The sequence below is a fragment of the Ignavibacteria bacterium genome (assembly GCA_041649015.1).
In the GTDB taxonomy this organism is placed as follows: Bacteria; Bacteroidota; Ignavibacteria; order Tepidaquicellales; family Tepidaquicellaceae; genus CAIKZJ01.
Genome location: JBAZNU010000004.1, coordinates 54703 through 81614 on the forward strand (window position 1 = coordinate 54703; position 26912 = coordinate 81614).

The window sequence follows — 26912 nt, forward strand, 5'->3', positions numbered from 1 at the left end:
TTATTGATTATTTTAGTAATACCATCCTCTTCGTCAGTGTAAATCCTCCAACATTCATTCTGTAAAAATACACCCCGCTCGAAAGTCCTTCTCCGTCAAAAGTCGTCTCATATATCCCCGGCTGCAATCTCTCATTCACAAGCGTCTGTACCTCTCGTCCTCCAATATCATATACTTTTATCATAACATTATGATTGCCTCTAACCTGAAACCTTATCTTCGTCGAAGGATTAAACGGATTCGGATAGTTCTGTTCAAGCAAATACTCCGAAGGTACCTCTGTCGATATATTCTCTACGCCTATGATATCAGTCATCTGCCGTCTCCAGGCACCATAAGACCCTGCACCCGCAAATATATAATTATCTGAAATAAATAAATCACTAAATTGATTTAAATATAGCGGCGGTATTCCCTGATTTCTGTTATACCAGTTTACACCATTATTATTAGTCATGTAAATCCCCGAATCATATGTACTTACAAATAAGTAACTTCCGTACGCAGCCATGTCGTTTATATTTTTATCGTTCAAACCTATCGACGCCCAGTTTTGTCCGTTGTTTGATGACATTATTACTCCTGTTCCCCACGAACCTCCTCCATAAATATAGTTTCCGGAAATTTCAAGCTTATATACACCATTGTCTGAATATACTAGCATCCAGTTACTCCCGTAATTAGTGGAACGTATAATACTTCCATTATTTCCTGATGTTGTTATATATACATCATTTGCATTCACAAATTCCACATCCCAGACCCCGACATTATAAAATAGTGAAGAATAATCAGTCATGAATGTTTTTCCGGAGTCATTGGAACGGTATAATCCTTGTTCACCGCTTTTATAATACAATCCTATATAAAAAATTGAATCTCTGGCTTTTATTACATTTATCGACCTGCTCATAGTGTTCCATCTGTATATCCATTCATCTCCGTTATTCGTTGAATAATAAATCCCGTTTTGTGTCAGATTATTATTCTGATAAGCTGCATATATGTTCGTTCCAACACTTGTTAAATCTCTTATTATTAAATATGGTAAACCATTATTTACTGTGTACCAGCTGTTTCCGTTATTCGTTGACCTGTAAACACCTCTTCCCGATACATATAAATTTGATCCTGCCTTTGTAAACATACTCGCTTCTTTTGTAAGATATCCTACTGCATCCCATATAGTTCCGCCGTTTGATGACAAAAATATTCCTTCTTCAGAACCTGCGAGTATATTGTTTCCCGAATTTGCAAGAGCTTTTACTATCTGATTTCTAATGTCGGGCATCGCTGTCCATGTCCCACCCGATATCGGTGTTCGGTGAACTCCGGCGTTCGTTCCTGCATATAAATAAGTTGAGTTAATCATAAGTGAATAAACACCAATGTTCGTTAAACCCGCAGAAATCCAGCTCGCTCCGTTATTCGTTGTTTTGTATATTCCGTCTGCGTTGTTAAGTGCTGATGCACCCGCATAAATAGTCGAGCCGGCAAGTAACAATGCATTCACATTCTGATTTATAAGTCCGAAATTTGCAGATGAAAAACTTGCTCCGTTATCAGTTGATTTAAATACACCGCCCCCTAATGTTCCCGCGTACATTGTTCCGTTATATAATAGAAGTGATGTTATGTTTGGGTTGGTAATGTTGTATCCCGTGCCCTGCCATGATGCGCCGTTATCGCTCGTTACATACAATCCCCCCGTAGTTGCTGCATACAGGTTTTCTTCTATAATTGCAAAAGTATTTACTATTGTACTGAAAAGCCCGCTGTTTACCGCAAACCAGGTCGCTCCCGTATTCGTGCTTAAAAATACTCCGCCGTTTGTACCAAGAAAATAATATGCTCCTTTTTTAATGAAACAATTTATTATACTGTTTGTCAGTCCCACACTGCTTGCACTTGTCCACGTTAACCCGTTGTTTTCCGACATCATTACATTATTTCCTTCTGTTCCCGCATAAACTGTAGAACTCGGAGAAAAGAAGCATTTCACATTACCTCCGTACGGTCCGTTTGAAGGAAGCCATTGAGCTTTTAAAGGTAATGCAAATACGATTACGATTAGTACGGAAATTAAATTTTTCATTTTAATTAAATTTAAATTTGAGTGTAGTTTGGAATTGTCCTGAAAAGACTGTTTCTTCTTGCGTTGCTTCATATACTATATATTACTTAATATTGTTTGGGGAAATCTTTTAACTTAAGTAAAAATAATTCAACTTTACTAAATATTCAAACTATAATTAAATCCTCCAATCTTTTTTCCTGTCATTCCGGCGAAAACTGGAATGGCAAGATAGAGTTTGTCCTCCCTATTTAAAGAATACCTGTGCCGCCTTGTATATTTCAGGGTCAACCGTCTTTAGTTTTCCTATCGCTTCCGAAATCGGTATATCGATAATCTTTGTACCCTGTATTGCACACATTCTTCCGAACTTTTTCTGTTCAACCATTTCTACCGCATATATTCCAAACCTCGTGCCTAACATCCTGTCAAACGCCGTAGGTACTCCTCCTCGCTGCACATGACCTAAGATCGTTGTCCGTGTCTCAAACCCCGACCTCTTTTCTATTTCATTTGCTAAATAATGACTTATTCCCCCGAGCCTTGCTCTTCCAAATTCATCGAATTTCTTATCTTCCTCATTAACATTTAATTCTTCCATCAAAAACTCAGCACCCTCAGCCACAACTATTATCGAAAATAATTTCCCTTTTATGTATCTGTTCTTTAGTACTTCAATTATTTCTTTTATTGTTACTTTATATTCTGGGATAACTATCACATCAGCACCTCCTGCCATCCCCGAATACATTGCTATCCAGCCCGCATGCCTGCCCATTACCTCAAGCACCATTATCCTGTGATGTGATTCTGCTGTCGTATGAAGTCTGTCTATAGCGTCTGTTGCAATCTGCACCGCTGTATCAAATCCGAAAGTGAAATCCGTTCCGTTTATGTCGTTATCAATCGTCTTTGGAACTCCTATTACATTAATTCCAAGATTGTGTGCTAATTGGGCTATGTGCATCGAGCCCTCTCCGCCTATCGTTATAAGTGCATCAAATCCTGCGTTGTTAATCCTGTTCTGTAATGTCAGTTCGCCCTTTTCTTCTTCAAATGGACTGAATCTCGAAGTACCGAGTATCGTACCGCCCCTGTTTACAATACCTGCAACGTTTTTTGAATTTAAAGGCATGTATGATTGAAGAAATAATCCTTTCCACCCGTTTAATATTCCAACTACTTCATAATCAAGGTCTGCTCCTTTTCGGGTGATAGCGCGGATTACGGCGTTCAGTCCCGGACAGTCTCCTCCTGATGTTAGTACTCCGATTTTCATTTTGCTCCTTGTTTTATTTCTTCAATAAAAAAAGCCCGCGAATATACATGCGGGCTTGAATAATTTCAATTAACTTTTCTTTTCTGTTTTTGTCTTTGTACTCTCTTTTATCTTTCCTTCTTTTACTGGCGGGTCGTTTATAAGATATTTGAATTTCTTCTCAAAATCTTCCGTTGTCATATTCCCTATTAAAGCAAGTCTTGCCACGTTCTTTATCTCATCAAAATCATTCTTCTCAAGTCTTATCATGTACTTCCTCGCAACATGATATCCGTCTGAATCTACATCAACCTCTCTCGTCGCTATCTTTCCGTCTTTCCCTATTATGTCATCAAACTTCACAGGCAGCAACTGACCCTTATCAACCGTAACTATTGCTCCCGTATACCCGTCAAGTAAATACCTGACTGCCGCATACCCCAGATCCTGTGTGTATTCGCAGTCATAAGGTATCGGAGAGGCGCATCTTAATTCATATCCGATATCCTTATTTACTATCGTTGCATTAATTCCTCTCTCTCTCAGTCTTCTTCTTACTTCGTCTTTTGTTATTCTTCCAAGGTCGATTTCTGATAGTCTTATGTTTCCGTGTAAATCCTTTTCCAGATTCACGTATGGATGGTTCGCAAGTTCTTCGGGGTCGATACGGGTTATGATTCCTTCTGCAAGTATCGCAACTCCGTACGTATTACCCTGTGACATTCTTTTTATTATCGATGCTTCAAGTATATCGCAGATTGTTTCAAAACTTACTGTCTTATCTCTGAATTCTTCTCCAATAATTGTAAGCGTTGCTCCTGCTGACTTGCCGATTCCGAGTGCCAGATGTCCGGCTTTTCTTCCCATCGTTACAACGTAATACCATCTGTTTGTCGTTGCTGCATCAACCATCAGCGATTGTACTATGTGAAACCCAAAATCTCTTGCAGTCTGATAACCGAATGTAGGCATGTTTCCCGGAAGAGGTAGGTCATTGTCTATTGTTTTTGGTACGTGTGCTACCTGTATCTGTCCTTTCGTTAATGCGTTTATCCTTAAGGCACTCGTTGCAGTATCGTCACCGCCTATCGTTACGAGATAATCTACTGACAGTTGTGTTAATGCTTTTATTGTCGCATCAAGCATCTCTTTGTTCTTTGCTGGATTTATTCTCGATGTGTGTAGTATGCTTCCGCCGTCAAAATGTATTCTTGATACGTCCTCTATTCTTAATTCAGTCACATGACTCGAATCGCCTCTTGATAAGTATTCAAAACCGTCGTATATGCCTATTACGTTTAATCCTGAATTTATAGCTTCTATCGTTACCGAACGGATAACACCGTTTATTCCCGGCGCAGGACCGCCTCCTACTAATATTGCTAATGTTTTTTTCCTGTAATGCTCTTGTGACATATTATGTTAATATTTGTGTGATTTGTGAAAATAAAACTTGTTGTTTGTAAATATATCTTATAAATCTACTAATTTTATATTATTTCTTATAGTCATAAATATTAACGCAATAACGTAAAATATACCCGCTATAAAAAACATTATCTTAAAACCGAAAATCATCGCAAGTATCATCGTCATCACGGTTCCTATTACCGAAAAGAACCCGTTTACCGCCCAGGATACCCCGATCATTCTTGAGTCATCATTCGATATTGCCGATATACCCGTCGGAAATGGTATTCCCATCAGGAATGCAAGCGGCGCTATCATTATCACTGTTATTACGATTCTCAGTATTAAACTCATTGATACAAAAGCATCAAATAAATACGGCGATACTAATCCGACTAAAAATGTATAAATGACAATTGCTAAAAATATATACTGGATATTCCTCTTGCTGTTTGCGAGTTTTGCTGAGTATTTCGCTCCCGCTCCCGAAAATATAAGCATCGATGAAATTACCGTAAGCATCGTATATACAGGCTGTCCGAGGAACAACGTGAATTTCTGTATTAATGCTATCTGTATTGAAATGTAACCTAATCCTATAAACGCAAAGTACATAAGAAATTTCTTGTCAACTTTATGCTTGCCGTCCCCTTTAATGAAAATTGAAGGTATTATTATAAGTACAAATGATACAAGAAGTATCTGAATCAGCATCGTAATAAGCGTTACCTGTGCAACAGGTTTTGATTTCAGTGCGAGTATCGCCTTGTCATCCTGTGAAAATACATCCTTAATCGTCTGCCAGTTTACATCCGAAAATGAATAGTTGTCGTCAAAGAATGGCTTGTCGTCTGTAGCTGGCGAGTAAAGCGAGGGATTCTTAGCTATATCAAGCTCTATATTATTTGAGGTGACTAACGTCTTGTAAACATTTTCCTGAATAGTTAATGGATCATATTCAATATCAAGTCCCAGCGACGACGCCTCATTTCTCATCTTTATCATGTCAAGTACGTCAAAACCGTTCTTCTTGTAAACCACACCGGCAAGGTAGCTGTTCGATACTTCATAATCTGACGCAGGTCTCTTGAATACTACATAGTTATACTCATCGTTTTGTATCCCGAGTTCTTTACCCGCCTGCTTTAGTGTCGTGATTAGTTTTGGTATCTGCGCCTCAGGCCTTGATATGTATAACACTCCCTCTTTGTCAAGATGTTTTAGATAATCCTTTACGGCTTCTTTTGTCATTATAAAATTTTCTACCATTGACATCGCTCCGCTCGATACTGCTGAAGCAGATATCGTGTGTGCTGAAATTATTACATCAAATATTTCCTGCCTTCGCTTTATAACCGACCTTGCATCATCAGTAATAATTTCTACCTTCGGATTGTTCTTTATCAGTGGTCCCGTCCAGCCCGCCATCTTGTTGCTTATAAGGTCATTCAATATTCCATTTATCTCTACACCAATAATCTTCTTCGCCGAATAATAAGAACTTACAAGTACTTCTCCGCCCCCGCCCGAACCAACTATAAATACTTTGTCGGCGGAATCCTTTGTCACAAACGCAAGATTTGAAGCATCCGACGGCTTTGTGAGCGGTGGCATCTTTCTTACATTTGGTATGTTTGTCGTTGCATTTCCCTCGTCAAGTATCGCAAGCATTATGTTGTAACCGTCCGGAGAGTCTTCCTCCTCCTTCATCACATCAACTTTTGAGATTGTGTTCCAGGCTGTGTACATGTTCAGGTCTGGCCTTTCGGCAATGTAATTCGCATATATCTTATTCGGCGTTATACGGATTTTTAATAATTCTTCCTTCTTTATTAAAAATGCAAACACAAGTATCATTAATACTCCCGACAAAAGCGCTAGGTTCTTGTGTCTCTCTATACTGAAAAATACCGCGGCAAGAAATCCAAACGCTGAAACTATAACTATCATTCCGTTACCCCCTACAAGCGGCATCAGCAAAGTAAACGCAAATACAGAAAGACCCGCTCCCACAAGGTCTGAAAAGTACAGTCTTGAAACTTCTGCGGAAAACTTTGTCAGCAATGTTGATATTATTAATCCTGCAAAAAAGAATGGTATTGTAATTAACAGATAATAAATTGGTATTATTATAAATTGAACCTTCTGAGTAAAAAGACTGAACGGGTCTATCGGAATATAATATGAAACAGCAAATGTTAATATTACCGATGCACCGTAAATCATTGCCAATACTGTCAATAGTTTATCTACTGGTTTGTTTATAAGTTTTGGGAATAGTGATATCGCAACACCGCTTATTCCTATCCCGAGCAGAGCAACACTTATTACCATAAAAGCAAAATGATACCAGAGCGAAACTGATAAAATCCTCGTCAGCGTAAATTCATGTAATAGTGAGGCAAGTGCTATCATAAATATTCCAACCAAATGTCCTCCCGATAGACTTTCTTTTACCAATACTCCCGTAAACTTTTTCTTCATAATTCTTTGTTTTTATAAATAATTCAAACAAAAATATACTATTTGACCCTTTATCTCAATGCTTATCCCGTTCATTTCCTGCTTTTCCGCATATCTTTTTCTCGTCTCCAGACTTTTTATATCCTTTGTTCGCTTTCTTTCGAAGAAACCGTAATCGCATTTTCTCATTTTTGTCCTCCTGCAAAATCAGGAAACGGGCAAACAAATTATTAAACTCTAATTCTGTCAATTCTTGTTTCCTTTATCAAAATCATTCTGAAATATCGCGTGTCTTAGGCAAAAATTCTTCTTCATTAGTATACTCACTATCTTTTTCTTCGTAAATTTACTAAAAAGTTCAAATACGAGTTCCAAACATCAAATACTAACAAAACTCAAAATATAGCTTTAAAGTCCTCATTTAATCTACTTAACATAAACCTAAAGCAGTCTTAAATTCGAAATAAGTGCGCCATATATGCGCCATCTGTACGCTACACCTGCGCCATTTTAGTGATTCTTTTTTTAGAAAGGTAAATTTTCGGTATATTTAAGGAAATATAGTTTGTAAACTATGATATTCCCTCAATTAATTGCTGTACAAATATACAATACTTATATCAAAAAGTTAAATCAATTTTTGTTTTCCAATCGCTATAATTTTCTGTAGATTGCAAGTAATTTCTTTAAGAGTTCTTCCATCTTGTCAAGCTTCATCATGTTCGACCCGTCGCTTAATGCTTTAGCAGGATTCGGATGTGCTTCAAAGAAAAATCCGTCAACCCCGATTGCGCATGCTGCCTTTGCAAGCGGTTCAATAAATTCAGGATTTCCACCGCTCACTCCGTTCTCCTTTGAAGGCATCTGAACAGAATGTGTCGCGTCAAATATAACAGGATAACCAAACTTCTTCATTATCGGAAAGCTTCTGAAATCAACTACAAGGTTTTGGTAACCAAATGTACTTCCTCTTTCTGTAAGCATAATTTTCTTATTGCCCGTTGCCTCAACTTTCTTCGCTTGATATACTATATCCTGCGGAGCTAAAAACTGTCCCTTCTTAATGTTAACTATTTTATTCGTGTTTCCCGCTGCTTCAAGTATATCAGTTTGCCTGCAAAGAAATGCTGGAATCTGAATTACGTCAACTATATCCCCAAGTAGTTCTGCTTCCAAAGCCGAATGAACATCAGTAAGTACAGGTACATTAAACTCATATCGCACTCTCTCAAGTATTGATACCGCTTTATCAAAATCAATTCCCTTGAACGATTTCCCCGATGTTCTGTTTGCCTTCTTGTATGAAGCCTTGAATATAAAGGGTATCTTAAGCTTATCAGTTATGGTCTTTAGTTTCTCGCATGTCTTAAAAACTACACTCTTGCTCTCAACAACACACGGACCCGATATCAGCAAGAAGTTGTTTAGATTCTTCAGCCCTAATTCTTTCTTAAAGTAATTCGGTAACATAATTTATTTATCTGTTTAAGTAGTCTGTTAATTTTTGTTTAAGTTCTTTCGCAGTATAAGCCGATTTATCATACATTCCCGCTCCTATTCTCTGCCTCATCGCTTCATATATACAAACTGCAACCGAGACCGATACATTTAGCGACTGCACCATTCCGACCATCGGAATCAGAAAGTTCTTGTCAGAATGTTTCCTAGCCTCATCCGATACCCCTCTGTGCTCATTCCCGAACACAAGCGCAACTCTCTTTGTTAAATCAATATCAAACAAGGATAGATTCTTCTTATTCTCTTCCATGTGAGTTGAATAAATCTTGAACTTCTGTTTCTTAAGTTCTGCAAAGCATTTCTTTACAGAATCAAACTTCACAACCTCAACCCACTTCTTAGCACTCGCAGAAGATACTTTGCTTATCCTCGGAAACTTCTCCTCTCCGTTATAAATAAGATAAACTTTATCTATTCCAACTGATTCTGCTGTCCTGAATATTGCACTTACGTTGTGAGGATCATGCAGATTCTCAAGCACCAGTGTTAGATATTTCTGCCGTTTAGATACTACCTCTCTGAACTTATTTAGCCTTTTTTCTGTCAATACTATTAGATTAATTAAGACTTTATTTTTAAAAATTAATCAAATATGTTACTATATGCAATTTAAAATTATAAGGGTATTCCCGGTATCATTTATGCTTGGTTTATTTTTGATAACTTCTGCATTAGCACAGGTTAACAAGACTAATAATGTTCCATCTCTTTCAAGCAACAACTGGGCTGTGGGGATGTTCTATTCAGATAATGGTTTTGGACTAAGCGGAACTTATTCTTCAAGACTTTCAAGAACTACCGACCTGAACTTTAAACTTTCCATATCTGGTGTATCTGACAACAGCGAAGTCGAGTATTATGATTATTACGGCAACTCAATTATAAGAGGTAAGGAAAACAGAGTTTTCATGAGTACTCTTAGTATAGGTGTAAAACACAATATTTTCTTCGATGATATTGAAGGTAACTTCAAACCATTGATTAAAGGAGGGATTGCTCCGGCTCTTATTTTTTACACACCTTATTCACGTCCTTTCTTTGAATCATTTAAATATACTCAGACAAGTTACGGTTTAGGTGTATACGGGGGAATCGGCATTGAATATTATGAGTCAAAAAGTATTGGCTTCGGTATTACGTTTGAATATTATTACATACCTGTTTTAGGCGCCGATGTTTACAGCCTGAAAGATAAGAAAATAAACAACGTTGGAGGTGTTCAGATAGGTTTCACTTTTATGTTCTTATAATTTTAAGATTATTATTTGTCTTATTTAAAAGTACGGAATTTTGTATTTTGTATAATAAGCTTAGTCTGTTCTTTTGCGGGCTAAGTTTTTTAATTATTAATTTATATGTTAGATAAACTTCAAAAAGTAAAAGACAGGTACAACGAAATATCCGATCTTCTTTCAAAGCTCGAAACTATCAATGATCAGAACGAATTCAGAAAACTCTCTAAAGAGTATTCCGACCTAACAGATGTTGTTAATGCTTATGATAGTTACCTCAATCTTAAAAAAGAGTATGACGATAATAAAGACCTTATGTATAACTCGGGAGATTATGAACTTAAAGAACTCGCTAAAGAGGAAGTCGAAAGACTCGAACCTGTTCTTCTTGAATCAGAAAATTATATTAAAGAAATGCTTATCCCGAAAGATCCGAACGATGAAAAGAATGCTATTCTTGAAATCAGAGCAGGCACAGGGGGCGATGAGGCATCACTCTTTGCAGCCGAACTTTATAGAATGTACTTACGCTATTTCGAAGTTAAACACTGGAAAGTTGAAACAATTGATTACAGCGAATCGTCCATACCGGGAGGTCTTAAAGAAGCGGTCGTTAATGTTATTACAAAGGGTGCTTACGGAGAACTGAAGTATGAAAGTGGTGTACACAGAGTTCAGCGGGTTCCAAAAACAGAAGCTAACGGAAGAGTGCACACGTCTGCAGCATCAGTTGCCGTACTTCCTGAAGCAGAAGATTTCGATGTCGAGATAAACGAGAATGACTTAAAGATAGATGTTTTCCGTTCGGGTGGTGCAGGAGGGCAGAATGTGAATAAAGTCGAAACAGCAATTCGTATTACTCATAATCCGACAGGTCTTGTGGTCATCTGTCAGGACGAACGCTCGCAGCTGAAAAATAAAATGAAAGCCATGAAAGTCCTGCGTTCAAGGCTTTTTGAATTGGAGCTTGAAAAGCGTGCAAAAGAAACGAGTTCTCAGAGAAAAGAAATGGTAAAAACAGGCGACCGAAGCGAGAAAATAAGAACTTATAATTTTCCTCAGAACAGGCTGACTGACCATAGAATTGGTCTGACCTTATACAATCTTACAGATGTTATGGAGGGTGACCTTGAAGAGATAATTGAAAAATTAAAAATGGCTGACAGAGCAGAGAAATTGAGCGAACATTAATCTTTTTATAATTTCATAGTTAGATTACTTCTTTTGAAACCTTTGTGCCTCTTCTTCGTTACTTATAGTATGTATTTTTTCAAATTATTATTTTAATTATTGAAGTCTGTTATCCTTATTATTTTATGTTTTCTTTCGGTTAGTATCGTATATCCTCAGATTTCTACCGATACTATTAAGGCAAGTGATTCTCTAATGGCAAGCGATACCACAAAGGCAAGTGATACTTCTTCCTTTTTACCTAATACTAACATTGATGTCAGTGTTCCGAGAATTAATTCTGCAGATATCGATATAGACGGGATTCTTAACGAATCTGCTTGGCTGAAAGCGAAAAAGTTTCAAAACTTCAGCGAGGTCGAACCTGGCGACAATACAAAACCTTCTGTTAATACCGAAGCTTTTGTGTTTTATGACGATAAAAACATATATATAAGTTTCAAAAATTATGAACCCGATATCAAAAGTTTAAGGAAAACATTTACTTCTCGCGATATGATTTTTAGCGATGACTGGGTGGGATTTTTCTTTGACACTTACGACGAAAAGAAACAGGCTTATGAATTAATAGTAAATCCTTACGGTATACAAGCAGATCTGATGTGGAATGCACCCGGCTCTGAGGATGAGACATTTGATGCTATTTGGTATTCTGATGCTAAAATATATTCCGATATGTGGACTGTAGAAATCGTGATACCCTTTAAAAGTATCAGATTTCCTAATAAACCCGAACAAATGTGGAACTTCCTCTTATTCCGTAACCATCCGAGAGAAAACCGCGAACAGATTTCGTGGTCTTCTCTTTCAAGAGATGACCCGACTCTTTACACAAGAGCGGCTAAAATGTTTGGAATTAATAATATTAAAGGTGGTAATAATCTGGAAATTCTTCCTTATGCACTCGGTTCTCAAAAAGGATTCATTTCAGATTACGGAAATGCTAATTCGGATTTTGATAACGAAAAAGTTAAAGGGCAGTTCGGCCTTAATGTAAAATATGGAATTACCTCAAACCTGACCTCTGACCTTGCAATTAATCCCGATTTCTCTCAGGTTGAATCTGATGCTGCTCAAGTCGATGTGAATAATACGTTCGCTTTATTTTATCCTGAGAAAAGACCATTCTTCATAGAAGGTAATGATATTTTTAAGTCACCAATGGATATTGTTTATACACGCTCAATCAATAATCCTTTATTCGCTTTAAAATTAACAGGCAAAGTAGGGAGAACTGATATTGGTTATACCGTTGCGTACGACCAGAATTCCCCTTTTATACTTCCTTTTCAGGAGTACAGCGATTTTATTGCTTCAAATAGAACATCAACCTCAAATATATTAAGACTTAAGCAGTCTTTGGGTACTAATGATTCTTACATTGGTTTAATATTCACAGACAGAGAAGTTAATAAAGATACAAAACAGGCGTTTGATGTCGATGGCTATAACCGTGTCTTTGGATTTGACGGAAACTTCAGGTTTCTTGACAATTACTCAATAACATTTCAGTCTCTTAGATTATTTACGAGAGAAATAAACTATAGTGACTATTACAACCCTAATAAGTTTGATAATGATAGATACACTGCTGCTCTTGATGGTGAATACTTTGCTGGCTTTTCTAATTACTTATCATTTGATAGAAGTGCAAGGCACTGGAATTTTAATGTAGGGTATGACGATGCAAGCCCCGTCTCAAGACAGGATGACGGATTCAACTCTAATAATGATTACAGAAGAATTCAGACCACACAAGCATATATGTTCTATACTGACGGAAAATTTCTGAAAAGAATCCAGCCTTCTGTTTTTGGTTATCTCAGGTATGATTATGACGGTAGAATAAAAGAGCAGTTTGCAAATGCAAGTATTTGGTTTAGGCTTCCTTTTCAGATTAGTACAAACATCGGTTTCTATATAGTTAACAATGAATGGTTCGGAGGTAAATTTCATGAAGGCGTTCGGAGAGTAAACATGGATTTGGATTTTCAGACATTCAACTGGCTGCAAGGGGGTTTTTATTTGTCAACAGGAAGATCAATTGTCAGAGAGCCCGATTCATACATTGGATATGTAAACAATCTTGAACTTTGGGGTACTATTAAACCAATTGACAGGTTAACTCTTGAGAATTCATATATCTATTACGAACTACTGAAATCATTCGCAGGGGAAAAAATATTTGCAGGGTATATATTCCGTAACAAAACAAACATACAAGTTACAAAAAACCTTTCCGCAAGACTTGTATTTCAGTATGATACGTTCTCTGGTAACTTTAACTTTTCTCCATTAATAAGCTATAAGATTAATCCATTTACTATTTTTTATGTCGGATCAACTTATGATTACAATGAACTAATGAGTCAAGGAAATATATCAAAGCAAGTCCTTACAGATAGACAGTATTTCCTTAAACTACAGTATTTATGGAGAATGTAGGCCTTCTTAAGCTGAGATTTTATTTGTGCTTGAGCAAACCTGATTTCGACAATGATTTAATGTTCTTTCGTATCAAATTCAGAGAAAACATTTTTTGATTGTTTGCCCAATTGTTAATTAACTCCCTGAATGCACCGTGTAAAAACAAGCTGGATATCTTTGGATTTATTTCTTTATTAAAAACTTTTTGTTTTATTCCTTCCTTAATGATCCTGTTACCTAAACGGTTAAACATTTCATAATACGGAGTGAATTCTATTGGATTGCGCATAAGTAATCTTTGCTGTTCATGTGCAATGACTATCGCTATTGATGTATTCTCAGTAAATGTATCGAATATCATATCGATTAACGCATCGTGTTTTTTCTCAATCGATAAGTCTTTACGTGCAACAGTTTCTTTCAATTTGTAATAAAGACAACCCCAAACATCATCAAAAATCTTGTATAGGACGTAGTCTTTGCTTTTATAATATACATATACACTGCCTACAGATACTTTTGCTTTTTTAGCTATCTCTGATATTTTTGCATTAAAAAATCCTTTTGATGCAAATACTTGAATTGCAGCGTTTATTATGTCAATTTCCTTGTTACCTTCTTTTTTTCTCATGGGATGTGGTAGTTAAATTGAATAATGATTCATAGCAAATTAATAAATTTAGATGTTTTTTACAATTTAAAAAGGTTTCTCCTTAATGTTAACTATGTACACGACTATAATTTGCTAAGTATATTAAATTCATTTAAGTATGTTAAAATGTTGTTTACTATGAATGATAGAAAATCAAAACCTTTCTTGAAAATACTTATTGATATCCTTCTATGGCTTTAAAAGCTCCAGACATACTTTTTATACTCCTTCGTTTCTTATTGTTATTTAAATTAGTGGTTTAATTTTAATAACATTCGATGAGCCAGTTTTGTTTTATCTTCTCAAAATTTTGTCGTGTACAGAGTAATGTGAAATCCCTATTACAACTTATTTTATTTAATCAAACAGTTTTTCTACATCCTGATATTTTGAATGCATTTCATCAATCGCCTTGTCGATTAATGTTCCGTCATTTGTCTTCAGTGCATCTTTTAATGCAATGGTCTTATTGACCAATTCCTTTGTAAGCTTCTGATACTCTTCGGTATTCGCTTCGAGTCTCTTTGGGAGCTTAGAATTGATGCATGCCTCTGCTTTTGTTATCATACCATCAATCATTCCTTCAATTGATTTGTAATCTTTCGATGGATAGAATTTATGAAAAATAACATATAGGTCTTTATGATAGGAATCAATCTCCTTGTTTACAGGTCTAAGTATTCTAACCATCATTTCATAGTCCGCATGAAGTTTCTCTGCTGCATCGAGTATTGCCTGATTATCCTCACCCTCGGCGATTTTATAATAATTCTCTACAGATGCATTAAGTACTTTCAATCCTTCTTGCCATTTGTCATTTTTATCCTGCATTATTCCGGGCAGTTTTGCGCTGTTGATTTTATCCATGTATGGCTTAATCTTCTCGACCATTCCTTTTAAAGCTGCTATATCCTTTGATGGATATGCTTCATGCCATATTACGTATATAATATCATGGAATTCGTATAACTCAGGAACACTTGACGTGATTTCCGTTGAATCAATTGTGTTCTGTGCCTTAGCATTAATCGTTATAAACGACAAAACAGCAAATAATAAAATTAAAAAATTTTTCATAAAGTTAATTAACCTCCGTTTAAATTATAATATTTGTAAGATTTCGACATTATTGACGCTCTATTCCGAATTTTGCCTGCCCCCTCTGTATCTGTGTCTTTTTTGAAGTCCTTTTCCAAAATAACAATTACTATCTCTCATAAGAACCTTATGCCGATTATTTGACCATTTCTCATTAACACCTCCATTTTCGGGTGGAATGTAGTCAGGTTTTTTAATAGTCTGTTTTTTAATAGGTTTAACATCCTCTTTTTTAACAGAATCAATCACTATTTTGTCAATAGTATCTGTTGTAACTTCGATATATTTATTACTATTTAACTCTTTATCTTCTGTTTTACACGAGAATATTAAGGTAGATGTTACAAAGATAATGATAATATTTCTTATAATATATTCCAAGACAAATCTAAATCAGCAAAATTCGTGCCTAAGGTTTACCCTTAACACCCCATTTCTCGAGACGATATCTAAGGTTTCTTTCTGATATCCCAAGAAGTTTTGCGGCAGCGGTTTGATTCCCGTTTGTCTTTTTTAAAGCGTTTGTAACAAGAGTTCTTTCAAGTAATTCAACTTTTTCAGTAAGGGAAGTTCCTTCTTCAAAACAAGAATCCAGATCCAACTCGCTGCCGGGTGTTTTTATTCCTATTGGTAAATCTTCTGTTGTTATAATTTCATTTCTTGACAAAACAATTGAATGATGGACGATGTTTTCAAGTTCTCGAATATTTCCGGGATAGTTGTATTTCATAAGTAAGTCAAGGGCTTCTTTTGAAAACTCAAGTTTTGTTTTATCAGTCTCTTTCAGATATTTCTTCAGAAATTCTGAAATTAGTATTGAAATATCCTCTTTTCTTTCTCTTAATGGCGGAAGTTGTATATTAACAACATTTAATCTGTAGAAAAGGTCTTCCCTGAATTTGCCGTCCTTTATTAAATCTTCAATGCTTTTGTTTGTCGCTGATATAACTCGAACATCAACTTTTATGGTAGTTGTACCTCCCACTCTCTCGAATTGTTCTTCCTGAAGCACTCTTAAAAGTTTAACCTGTAGATGCATAGGCAGGTCTCCTATCTCATCCAAAAAGATTGTACCTTCATCGGCAATCTCGAATCTACCTTTGTGCATCTTTTCAGCTCCTGTAAACGCTCCTTTTTCATGTCCGAATAATTCGCTTTCAAGAAGATTTTCATTCAGTGCGGCACAGTTAACTGGTACAAAAAGTTTATCCTTTCTTTTACTCGCGTAGTGAACAGCTCTTGCGAGAACTTCTTTGCCGGTACCGCTTTCACCAAGAATTAATACCGATGCTTTTGACGCTGCAACCCTCGCAGCAACATCTATAACCCTTTTCATTTTAAGCGAATTAGTAATAACCCCTTCAAGTTTATTACTTGATTCAAGTTGTTCTTTTAGAAATTTCAACTCTGATTTGAGGTTATTTTTCTCAATAATTCGTTTTATTACAAGTTCTATTTCATCAAGATTATATGGTTTAGTTATAAAATCATATGCGCCGTTCTTTAAAGCCTGCACAGCTGTTTCAACCGATGCATAAGCGGTCATAATAACAACTGATATATCGGGATTGATTTCTTTAAGATTTGTAAGAAGGTCTATTCCGGATGCACCTGGCATTTTTAAGTCAGTAAGAATGACATCAATTATATTCTTACGAACAGTATCCAGAGCGGTTTCGGCTGAATCAGCTTCTAAAACTTTGAAACCCCTGCTTTTAAGGTCCCCTGAAAGAACCTGTCGCTGCGTTCTTTCGTCGTCAACAATTAATATTATTGTATCCATCATGGTATAGTAATAATAAATTTTGAACCCCTGTTTATTTCGCTCTCAACCTCAATCGTGCCGTTATGCTGAAGAACAATCTGTCTTACAATACTAAGCCCCATCCCGGTTCCATTTTTCTTTGTCGTAAAATATATATCAAAAATCTTTTTAATATTTTCTTTAGTAATACCTGAGCCATTATCGCATATTGTAAACACATTACCCTTATTACTCGATGTGAATTCAATGTTTATTTCTCCGTTATTTTGTGATGCGTCGATTGCATTACGAATCAAATTAATAAAAACTTGTTTCATTTGCTGGTAATCAAAAGAAATCTTTTTGTATTCGTTTATTTTCGCTTGTATTTTAATGGTTTTGTTTATAGTTTGGACTTCCGCTATTTTAATTATTTCGGTCAGGAACTCATTAACATCATACTCAGCAATCATTAGTTTTGCCGGTTTTGTAAACCTGAGAAACTGCTCGACAATTGAATTAACTCTGTACGATTCAGAACGGAGTATTTCAAGAAGGGATGAAAAGTCTTCTGAGTTTATTTTGTATTTATATTCTCTTTCGAGTCGCTGAGATATCATTATAATAGTATTAAGTGGATTTCTAATTTCATGTGCAACTCCTGAAGCGAGTTCACCCATTGCTGTGAACTTCTCATTTTGCGAAAGTTGTTTTTCTATTTTTCTTGTGTCTGTTATATCTTCAATTAAAAGAGAATATGTACTATTGGATGTTTTGGTTTCTAAGGTTGAAGCAGAGTTTAGCATGAAGGTTCTTCTGATACCGTTAACGGAAGTTTCGATTTCGAAATTCTCAAGTTTTTCTCTTTTGTTAAGTATTACGCTTAAATCATGTGATATCTCGTTTATTGTATCCAGGCTCGGGCAGACATCATCTGTTATTGAAAGCAATTTGTACGCCGAATTGTTGAAAATAATAATATTGCCGGTGCTGTCAGTAGTAATCAATGCAGGGGAAAGGTTTTCAATAATGTTACCAGTAAGAGTCTGAATGCGTTTATATTCTTCAGAAATCAGATTGTAATTCTGATTAGAAATTATAACAGATAATATAATTATTGTCATGACTATTACGATCAAAGAGACAACTACAGCTCTTGTCAGCATTCTTGATTCAGATGAGTATATTTCGTCCATTGAAAGCCCGACCCGAAATATACCAATCTTGTTGTTATCCATTTTGAAAAGATTAACTGCCTCGTAAACAGACCTTCCTTCAAATTGTACAATTCTCGCTATACTATTTTCAGTATCAAATACATATTTGAGTTCTTCATCGTTTGAAAAGCTTGATAGTTCGTCAACATTCTTGTTCGCAGCAAGAATCTCATTTGTGTTCTGAAGTAAAATATATTCTATACCTGCTCCCGAACCCATATCAAGAATGAGCTTACCGAATCCTATTTTGTTTTTAAATTTAAGGTATGATTCCGCATCAAGATTTACCACAATAACACCTTTGCCGAAAGCGCGCGTTACTCCAACAGCAAAGCGGTTTCCTTTTTCAATTCTTGCTTCTTTAAGTCCAATTATGATTTCCGTTTCCGAGCCATCGTATAACGGGGTGAGGTATGTATCAGGGGAATACTTTCCTTTCATTGATTGGTGGATTGAATCACTCCCTGCATTGCTGAAAACTCTTTCCTTATTCTTATTAAACACATTGATGCGAAATACTTCATTTTCATCTCCGATCTGAACCAGTAAATCATTATTCAAAAGATTTAAACTGTCAAGCCTTGCAACATTTCTTGCAACTCCGAGTAAATGTTGAGCAAGAAGGTTCTCCATTTCACTGTCTGAAAATATTGAATTCTCACTGCTTTTAGTAACAACGTTCAGAATGGAGTTTGAATATTCATTTAGTAGATGATAAATCTCATTCTTGTTAGCACTGTATTCGTAAATAGTAGATGCAATTATAATGATAACAAGAGCGGCTGAAACAAATATGATGTTTTTGGGCTTGAGTAATGAGATTTTTCTGATATTTATTTCAGAGTTTTTTATCATGGTTAAAATTATTACAAAAAGATTTCATAATAAATGTAATAAGATAAAAAAGGATATACAATAAAAAAGGCGGAGAACATAGTTCCCCGCCTAAAAAAATCCGTTCTCAATAATTATTTGATGAGCATCATCTTCTTTGTTGTAATGAATGAACCAGATTCCATTTTGTAGAAATAGAAACCGCTTGAGAAACCTTCACCACTGAAATCTACCGAGTAATAACCAGCAGTCTTATTCTCATTTACCAGTACTCTAATTTCTCTTCCCAGAAGGTCGAAGATTGTAATCTTTACGAATCCTTCTTTTGGAAGTGCAAAGTTAATCTTTGTTGATGGATTAAACGGATTCGGGTAATTCTGACTTAAGTCATATTTGACAGGAATATTTTCGTTGTTCTGATTTCCAATTCCTGTTGGTGCAATCTGATAGCCAGTAATTTCAATATTGTCAATATACCATCCGTCCCAGTTTAATGAAACGTCGCAGGAATCCCTGAAACGTACTTTCATGTTTGATGAACCGTTGGCAAAAGATGTAATATCGAAGCTTTGAAATTTCCATGTTGTGGAATCCTTTCCGTTAAAGGTTGCTATCTTCTGCCATGAAGTTCCGTTGTTGCTGGAGATTTCAACAAATCCATAATCATAACCGGTTTCAAGTGCATATTTCTGGTACCAGCTCAAATAAAGAGCAGGATAAGAGGATACATTTAAGGGAATAGATATCATTGGATTATTACCACTGTTTGTAGGCGTACCTTTAAATGAATGTGTCGGAGAATAATATTTATTTGTTACGATTGACCAATTTGTCATAGTAGGGAAGTTTGATGTTCCGTTTTCTGCACTGTCTCTTAATACTGTAAAACCATTTCCAACAAAAATACTTACATTATTGTCATACATAGTTAAAGTGTCATTTTGTCTTATACGCAGTCTTGCATATATAACAGAATTGTTAGGACAAGTTGCTCCAATCGTGAAATTAAATGTTGTACTATCGGAGACAAAAGTTCCGAGAGAAGGTCTTGTATAAATTTGAGTTGGTACTGATAGGTATCCCGATAATGGTGTAAATTCAACTTTAATGTTAGAAGCAGTAATTTGTCCTTTGTTTCTAAAAACTACTTTGAGGTATCCGGATTCACCCTGAGTATAGATTGCTTTGTTAAGAGCTGCAGACCTTAATCCGACATAATCCCCTGCAACGAGACAGATGTATTTATTCATTTCAAAGCAGGATTGTGCAAGCGGAAGAATTTGTGACATTGTGGGCCAGAATCCTGTTGTTCCAACTTCAGGAGTCATAGCAAATCTGTGCTCAGTATGCCCTGTTGAGTCATTACTGTAGCACCAGTCAATATCTCCGCCTCGTACATAATAATTAACAGTTCCATAAGGTGTTCCAAACAAGAAACCGTTTTCCGCAACGATATCGTTTCCATACTCATTGAATATTGCATCATCTGGTGTTGGGATAGGGTCGCACCATCCCCAAGGTTTGATTAAATAATTTCCGTAAGTATGGTAATCCAACTGAACTCTGAAGTTTCTTGAGTTCAAGAAATTCTTGAAATTCTGTGTTTCAGGTTCAGAGAATGGAGTAGGACCTCTGTAAGTATCAGATGACGGCGATGTAGAAGAGCCTCCATTAGTTGAGTTCCAGAAATTGTACGTACCAAAGTTTCTATTAAGATCAACACCTGTAGCTCCCGATTGAGGTTTGCGGTTTTTTCTCCACATACCACCTCCGTTCGGATTTGTTGTTTGGTTGTAAACATAACCGTCTGGATTTATAAATGGTGTAAAATAAATTTCTCTATTATTGAGAATGTAAGTAGCAATCGGGTCGATATTATAGTTTTCAACGAGCCAGTAAACAAAATATAGAATGTTTGACATACCGAGAGGTTCGCGTGCATGAGTAACACCGTTCAGCCACACTTCAGGTCTTCCTGATGAAGTAGCAGGATCTTTTGTAATCCTAACAGTCCACATAGGTCTGTTTTCATAAGAATTCCCAATAGTAAATGAGGGTGATACAAGTGAAGGATATTCAATTGACAGGGAATCGAGTTTTTGAATTGCTTCTGCCCATTTTAAATGTCCACCCATAGTACCATAAATAGAGTGGCTGACGGAGTAGTCAAGCTGCGACTTTAAGAGTGCCTGCTGGATTTCAGCGGGGCTCATTTTGTTTATACTGTTATAGTATTCTATCCAGTCAGCAATTTCTACAGAATAAGAAACACCGGATTTGTTAAGTAACTCAATTTCAGATTCTGACAACCATGTTTCAAAATATTCACCAGGTTTGCGGATACCGCCATCAAGATGCAGGTCATTATTTGTTAATTTTTTAAAATCATAATCAGAACGAGCAAATATTCTAACTTTAGAATATTTTTCCTGTCCAGTGATTGCATTATTTTGAGCGAATGAGTTTGAGATAAATAAAACTGCAAGCGCAAGAATAAATGCGGAGAGTAGTAAGTTCTTTTTCAAAGCAATTTATTTAAAAATTAATAAAAAGTTAATTAGTTAACATATAAAATAACAAATTATTCTAATAAAATTAAGTATTAAATGATTTTAAGAAAAATAGAGTATCTGATTTCTCAATTCATGATTGGCCATTTGGATGTGATAATTTAAACTTATCGTAACCATGTAGTATCGCAGGCATATCGCAGACATATCGCAGGCATATCGCAGGCATATCGCAGGCATACATAAAAATAACTTAGATTATGTGAAAATATTGTGAAATCGAAGGAATCGGTAACCATTCGGCAAGAGATTTGAGTGATTTTGCTTCTTTTTTAGGATTTACATTGAGTTAGGTCGCAAACTCCAGGCAGATATAGTGTAATAAAGAATATCATGTGTGAGGCTTTCCTTTTGACTTTTATTGTCGGTGTGCAAAAAGTAAATTCCCTGATTGTATAATTTTGAAAACGACAAAAACTAAAAATACGAAGAGAAAGAAAAAGGAAGAGATTCCAATTGATGCGAACAAGTTTATAATAATAAAAGGGGCAAAGTCGCATAATTTAAAAAATATTGATTTAAATATTCCAAAATATAAGCTTATAGTATTTACAGGAGTAAGCGGTTCGGGGAAATCATCGCTTGTATTTGATACAATTTATGCAGAGGGTCAGAGAAGGTACGTTGAAAGTCTTTCTTCGTATGCCCGACAATTTCTTGAGAAGATGAATAAACCTGATGTGGATTCGATTTCGGGTCTTGCACCTTCTATGGCGATTGAACAGAAATCCACATCAAGAAATTCACGTTCTACAGTAGGTACGACGACAGAAATATATGATTACCTTAGATTATTGTATGCTCGTATAGGAGATACGTATTCGCCGATAAGCGGAAATGTAGTAAGGAAGGATACACCAGCTTCGATAACTAAAGAACTGTCGAAATTGGATAGTGCAAAGATTTATGTAATGATAAACTTCAATCCGAGTAAAATTAACAAATCCACCTATTTAAATAATTTAAGGGAGAAGGGATTTTACAAGTTAGTTCTTGCAGATGAGATTGTGGATTTGAATGATATTGATGAGACAGCATTGAATAAAGTGGTTGATGGTGCAAAAGAGGGGAGTTTGTTTGTTATTATTGACAGGATGAGTTTTGAGAGTCAAGAAGCTGAATCCTTGTCAAGACTAACAGAATCGCTTGAGACGGCATTTATAGAGGGCGGTGGATATCTGACGGTAAGAGTTTTTAATGACACAAAATATACTGATACAAAGTATAATAAGTTTTTTGAGTCAGACGGAATGATATTCGAAGAGCCTGAACCAAGGATGTTTTCTTTTAACAATCCGTTTGGTGCGTGCAAGAAATGCCAAGGATTCGGAAGAACGATGGATATTGATTATGACCTTGTGATACCTGATAAGAACAGGTCAATTATGAACAATGCGATTGCCCCTTTTGCAACTCCAAAGCATTCTGTACATTTAACAAACCTGATTCTTGAATCAGATCAATACGGGATATCACTGAATAAGCCAGTTAAGGCACTGAGCGAGAAAGAAATAGAATATATATTTAAAGGCGGTAAGAAATATATAGGCATATATAAGTTTTTCAAGAACGTAGAGAGGGAGGCGTTGTATAAACTTCATTACAGGGTTTTGTTGAACAGGTACAGGGCATATACAACATGCAGTGAATGCGGAGGCGGAAGGTTAAGAAAGGAAGCACTTTATGTGAAAGTTGGAGGAAAGAGTATATTCGATGTTGTGAAGATGACAATAAAGGAATCTTATGACTTCTTTGCAAACCTGAAACTTGACAAGACAAAGAAAGAAATTTCCGATAGAATACTTGAAGAAATTCTAAACAGGTTAAAGTACCTGATAGATGTAGGACTTGTTTATTTAACTCTTGACCGTCTTTCTTCTACTCTTTCAGGCGGCGAGGCACAGAGGATAAATCTTGCAACTTCATTGGGTTCATCGCTTGTGGGTTCAATTTATGTACTTGATGAACCGTCTGTAGGTTTACATCCAAGAGACAATGAAAAGCTGATTAACATAATGAAGTCTCTAAGGGATATTGGTAACACTGTGCTGGTTGTAGAGCATGATAAAGACATGATAAGAGAAGCGGATGAGATTATTGATATAGGACTTAACGCGGGAGAGAATGGAGGCGAGGTAATTTTTCAAGGAGATTATATCGGACTGAAAAACAACACTACTTCTTTGACATCAAAATATCTGAACGGACAACTTAAAGTTGAATCAAATAAAAGAAGTAAAGATGTAAATGAGTGTTGCAATTATCTGACAGTAAAAGGAGCAAGAGCAAACAATTTGAAGGATATAACAGTCAGGATTCCGGTCGGTTTTTTCACATGTATTACCGGAGTAAGCGGTTCAGGAAAATCCACACTGGTCAACAATATTATATACGGGGCTCTAAAGAAAAAGCTTGAGGGATTTTATGAAGAAACGATAGGCGAATTCGACGAGATTATGGGTTATGAATTGTTTGAGAATGTTGAAATGATAGACCAGTCGCAAATCGGCAAGACAGTGAGGAGTAATCCTGTAACGTACATAAAAGCATTCGATATTATTAGAGAGACATTTGCCGCGAGTCCTTTAGCACGGAGGAGGGGATTTGACAGCGGAACGTTTTCATTCAATGTTCCCGGAGGCAGGTGTGAAATGTGTGAGGGGGCTGGTGTGATTAGGGTTGAGATGCAGTTTATGGCAGATATTTTTCTTGAATGTGAAGCTTGCGGAGGGAAGAGGTACAAAACAGATACTCTTGAGGTAAGACTACAGGGTAATAATGGAATGCACAAAAACATCCATGAAATATTGGATCTGACAGTTACTGAAGCAATTAAATTTTTTAAGCCGTTTCCAAAGATTGTTAAGAAGTTGAAAGTTCTGGATGATGTAGGTCTTGGATACATAAAACTGGGTCAATCGGGTTCAACGCTATCGGGGGGTGAATCGCAGAGGGTAAAGCTTGCATACCATCTTGTGCATCAGTCGGGTTCAAAGAACACTCTATATATTTTCGATGAGCCGACAACAGGACTTCACTATCATGATATTTCAAAGCTGATGAAATGCTTTGACGCACTTCTGAAAAAAGGAAACACGATTCTTGTGATAGAGCATAATCTCGAAGTAATAAAAAATGCTGATTACCTGATTGACCTTGGTCCCGATTCCGGAAACAGCGGCGGATACGTGATAGGTGAGGGAACTCCAAAAGAGATTTCGGAATTAAAGGATTCATACACAGGTAAATATTTAAAAGAAATAATATGACTAAGATAAAAAATATAATAAAGAATTATAAGCTAACAATTATAATGGCGATAGCAGGATTAATAGGCGGTTATGTTTACTGGAATTTCTGGGGATGTACTGACGGCTGTCCGATCCGTTCAAACGCCTCAATGATGACGGTTTACGGGGGATTGGTAGGCGGACTGCTTGGGAACGTATTCCAGGGATTCGGCAAGAAGCAGGAAAAGACGTAGTAACAGAAATAGATTTTATTATTTGCTAAGAGCAAGGATGATCATAAAAATATTTAACCGCAAAGTTCGTAGAGGACGCAAGGAAAAGATTTGTTTATTGCTAAGAGCGAGATGAGCAAAAAATGATTTAACTACAGAGTTCGCAAAGAAAAGATTTAAATTATTGCTAATAGCAGAAATCTTCCCTTCAAAGTATCTATACATTAAACAGAAAGAAGATAGAACGATTATATTTGCTGATCAGAGTTTTCTAAGAATATCCCAAGAATAAATACCTGTATCGTGTCCATCTTTCCATTTGATTGAAACGGCGTAATTACCAACAGCCTCAATGCTTGCTATTTCATAGTAACCAGCAGCTTTAAACGGAGCCTTAATAGGAATATAACTTTCGAAGATAACCGACTCACCTTTACAGTTTACGCAAGGGCATTCATCGCGGAGTTTTGTTAATGGAATTTCATTTACTTTGCCGTCATTCCATTTAACGAGTAATGAATTATTATCAGTTTTCTTTATTTGTGTAGGAGATAATTCTGCCATATATGTTTAAATTTGAAATTCTATTAAAGTTAATATAAATAATGTTTGCGAAAAGTAATATACCGGCACACATGAATATATTTCTTAGTCCAATTATAGGAGTAATTAATGAATACATCAAGGGACCTAATATATTTCCAAGAATGGTAAAGCTTGAAGCAACTCCCATAATACCACCTTTTCTTTCGTCGGGAGTAATATTACTTATAACACTGTAGAAGACGGGAATCATTCCACCAATACAAAAGCCAAGAATGATTCTCAAGGGAATGAGCAAAATGTAAGAGAACACAAATGAATGCAGAGTTAATGCCACGAAGCCTATTGACATAGCGATAAAGAGATTTCGGTTGACACCTTTCTTGTCGTTCATTTTACCCCAAAGAGGAGAAGAGACGGCAGTTGCAATTCCGGTAACACCAAACACAACACCGGATATAGTTGAAAGAAAATCCTGATTGTCTATTAAGGATTCAATAAACAAAGCAAATCCAGGTTGTGTAATTGATACAGCCATTTGAGTTAATGCAATAGAAACGAGAACTGTTGACAGAGTTTTACTATTGAAAGAATACTTGAAATTATCGAAAACGCTTAGCTTTTTTACAGTAATTACTTTTGTATCTTTAACCATTAGTATGACAAAAATGCCGCTGATAAGACAGAGAGAACCAGTAATATGAAAAACAAGTCTATGAGACGTAATATCTGCGATGATACCTCCGATTAAAGGACCGATAATTGTGCCAGAAGAAATAGCCATCTGCAAAACACCTATATTATATCCTGATTTTTCTTTTGGCGAGTTAGAAGATACGAGGGCGAGAGATGCAGGAATAAAACCGCTTGTTGCACCCTGAAACATTCTGAACATAACCAATTGATAAACATCTTGCGACATACCGACAAGGAACTGTGAAATAGAAAGACCAATGATAGCACGTACTACCATAGACTTCTTTCCGTATTTATCACCAAGCATTCCCCAGACAGGTGTAAGAAAAAACGAAATGATAAAAGGACCAGCGAAAGCAAGCCCGCTCCATAGTTCAACTTCAGATTGCTCTGTGATTCCGAGATCTCTTATGTAAAAAGGGAGGAAGGGTACTACCATACTCATACCTACCATCGTGAAGAAAAGAGCAGCCCAAATTACATATAAGTTATTTTTTGACGAGTCCAATGCTAAAAAGAAAA

General features: G+C 36.1%; 20 protein-coding genes. 5 read left to right on the top strand and 15 right to left on the bottom strand.

Features of this window, described 5'->3' with window-relative positions; genetic code table 11:
- Positions 1-7: 7 nt before the first annotated feature.
- The 7 genes from WC644_08025 to WC644_08055 form a co-directional block, all read right to left on the bottom strand.
- Entirely contained in the window at positions 8-2095 is a 2088-nt protein-coding gene (locus WC644_08025) for a T9SS type A sorting domain-containing protein (protein ID MFA5011892.1), read from the bottom strand.
- Positions 2096-2321: 226 nt separating this feature from the next.
- Complete coding sequence (locus tag WC644_08030; protein MFA5011893.1) at positions 2322-3353, bottom strand: ATP-dependent 6-phosphofructokinase; 1032 nt, start codon at positions 3351-3353, stop codon at positions 2322-2324.
- A gap of 69 nt (positions 3354-3422) precedes the next feature.
- Positions 3423-4748 (bottom strand): diphosphate--fructose-6-phosphate 1-phosphotransferase, encoded by a 1326-nt coding sequence (gene pfp, locus WC644_08035; protein MFA5011894.1) that lies wholly within the window; start codon positions 4746-4748, stop codon positions 3423-3425.
- Positions 4749-4805: 57 nt separating this feature from the next.
- Complete coding sequence (locus tag WC644_08040; protein MFA5011895.1) at positions 4806-7226, bottom strand: hypothetical protein; 2421 nt, start codon at positions 7224-7226, stop codon at positions 4806-4808.
- Between the two features lie 12 nt (positions 7227-7238).
- Positions 7239-7394 (bottom strand): hypothetical protein, encoded by a 156-nt coding sequence (locus WC644_08045; GenBank protein ID MFA5011896.1) that lies wholly within the window; start codon positions 7392-7394, stop codon positions 7239-7241.
- A gap of 465 nt (positions 7395-7859) precedes the next feature.
- The gene (gene kdsA, locus WC644_08050; protein ID MFA5011897.1) at positions 7860-8675 is read right to left on the bottom strand and encodes a 3-deoxy-8-phosphooctulonate synthase; all 816 of its coding nucleotides are present in this window, start codon (positions 8673-8675) and stop codon (positions 7860-7862) included.
- Positions 8676-8682: 7 nt separating this feature from the next.
- Positions 8683-9270, bottom strand: coding sequence for an RNA methyltransferase (locus WC644_08055; protein ID MFA5011898.1), 588 nt, complete (start codon positions 9268-9270; stop codon positions 8683-8685).
- Positions 9271-9325: 55 nt separating this feature from the next.
- Between WC644_08055 and WC644_08060 the strand changes: the two genes are divergently transcribed.
- The 3 genes from WC644_08060 (at position 9326) to WC644_08070 (ending at position 13591) form a co-directional block, all read left to right on the top strand.
- Positions 9326-9973, top strand: coding sequence for a hypothetical protein (locus WC644_08060; GenBank protein ID MFA5011899.1), 648 nt, complete (start codon positions 9326-9328; stop codon positions 9971-9973).
- Between the two features lie 105 nt (positions 9974-10078).
- Positions 10079-11146, top strand: coding sequence for a peptide chain release factor 1 (gene prfA / locus WC644_08065; protein ID MFA5011900.1), 1068 nt, complete (start codon positions 10079-10081; stop codon positions 11144-11146).
- Between the two features lie 99 nt (positions 11147-11245).
- The gene (locus WC644_08070; GenBank protein MFA5011901.1) at positions 11246-13591 is read left to right on the top strand and encodes a DUF5916 domain-containing protein; all 2346 of its coding nucleotides are present in this window, start codon (positions 11246-11248) and stop codon (positions 13589-13591) included.
- Positions 13592-13610: 19 nt separating this feature from the next.
- Here the strand turns inward: WC644_08070 and WC644_08075 are convergent, their stop codons facing one another.
- The 6 genes from WC644_08075 to WC644_08100 form a co-directional block, all read right to left on the bottom strand.
- The gene (locus WC644_08075) at positions 13611-14204 is read right to left on the bottom strand and encodes a TetR/AcrR family transcriptional regulator (protein MFA5011902.1); all 594 of its coding nucleotides are present in this window, start codon (positions 14202-14204) and stop codon (positions 13611-13613) included.
- Positions 14205-14582: 378 nt separating this feature from the next.
- Entirely contained in the window at positions 14583-15302 is a 720-nt protein-coding gene (locus tag WC644_08080) for a hypothetical protein (protein MFA5011903.1), read from the bottom strand.
- A gap of 60 nt (positions 15303-15362) precedes the next feature.
- Positions 15363-15704, bottom strand: a complete 342-nt coding sequence (locus WC644_08085) for a hypothetical protein (protein ID MFA5011904.1) — start codon at positions 15702-15704, stop codon at positions 15363-15365.
- 28 nt (positions 15705-15732) lie between these two features.
- Positions 15733-17109, bottom strand: coding sequence for a sigma-54 dependent transcriptional regulator (locus tag WC644_08090; GenBank protein ID MFA5011905.1), 1377 nt, complete (start codon positions 17107-17109; stop codon positions 15733-15735).
- Complete coding sequence (locus WC644_08095) at positions 17106-19139, bottom strand: ATP-binding protein (GenBank protein MFA5011906.1); 2034 nt, start codon at positions 19137-19139, stop codon at positions 17106-17108. Before WC644_08095 ends, WC644_08090 begins: the two co-directional genes overlap by 4 nt.
- A gap of 113 nt (positions 19140-19252) precedes the next feature.
- On the bottom strand, positions 19253-21643 hold the full coding sequence (locus WC644_08100; protein MFA5011907.1) for a M14 family zinc carboxypeptidase: 2391 nt from the start codon (positions 21641-21643) through the stop codon (positions 19253-19255).
- A gap of 446 nt (positions 21644-22089) precedes the next feature.
- Between WC644_08100 and uvrA the strand changes: the two genes are divergently transcribed.
- A complete protein-coding gene (gene uvrA / locus WC644_08105) occupies positions 22090-24957 on the top strand; it encodes an excinuclease ABC subunit UvrA (GenBank protein ID MFA5011908.1) in 2868 nt (955 codons plus the stop codon).
- A complete protein-coding gene (locus tag WC644_08110) occupies positions 24954-25172 on the top strand; it encodes a hypothetical protein (protein ID MFA5011909.1) in 219 nt (72 codons plus the stop codon). Before uvrA ends, WC644_08110 begins: the two co-directional genes overlap by 4 nt.
- A gap of 240 nt (positions 25173-25412) precedes the next feature.
- On the opposite strand, the gene WC644_08115 is transcribed toward WC644_08110, so the two are convergent.
- Positions 25413-25715, bottom strand: a complete 303-nt coding sequence (locus WC644_08115; GenBank protein ID MFA5011910.1) for a DUF971 domain-containing protein — start codon at positions 25713-25715, stop codon at positions 25413-25415.
- On the bottom strand, positions 25678-26898 hold the full coding sequence (locus tag WC644_08120; GenBank protein ID MFA5011911.1) for an MFS transporter: 1221 nt from the start codon (positions 26896-26898) through the stop codon (positions 25678-25680). Before WC644_08120 ends, WC644_08115 begins: the two co-directional genes overlap by 38 nt.
- Between the last annotated feature and the right edge of the window lie 14 nt (positions 26899-26912).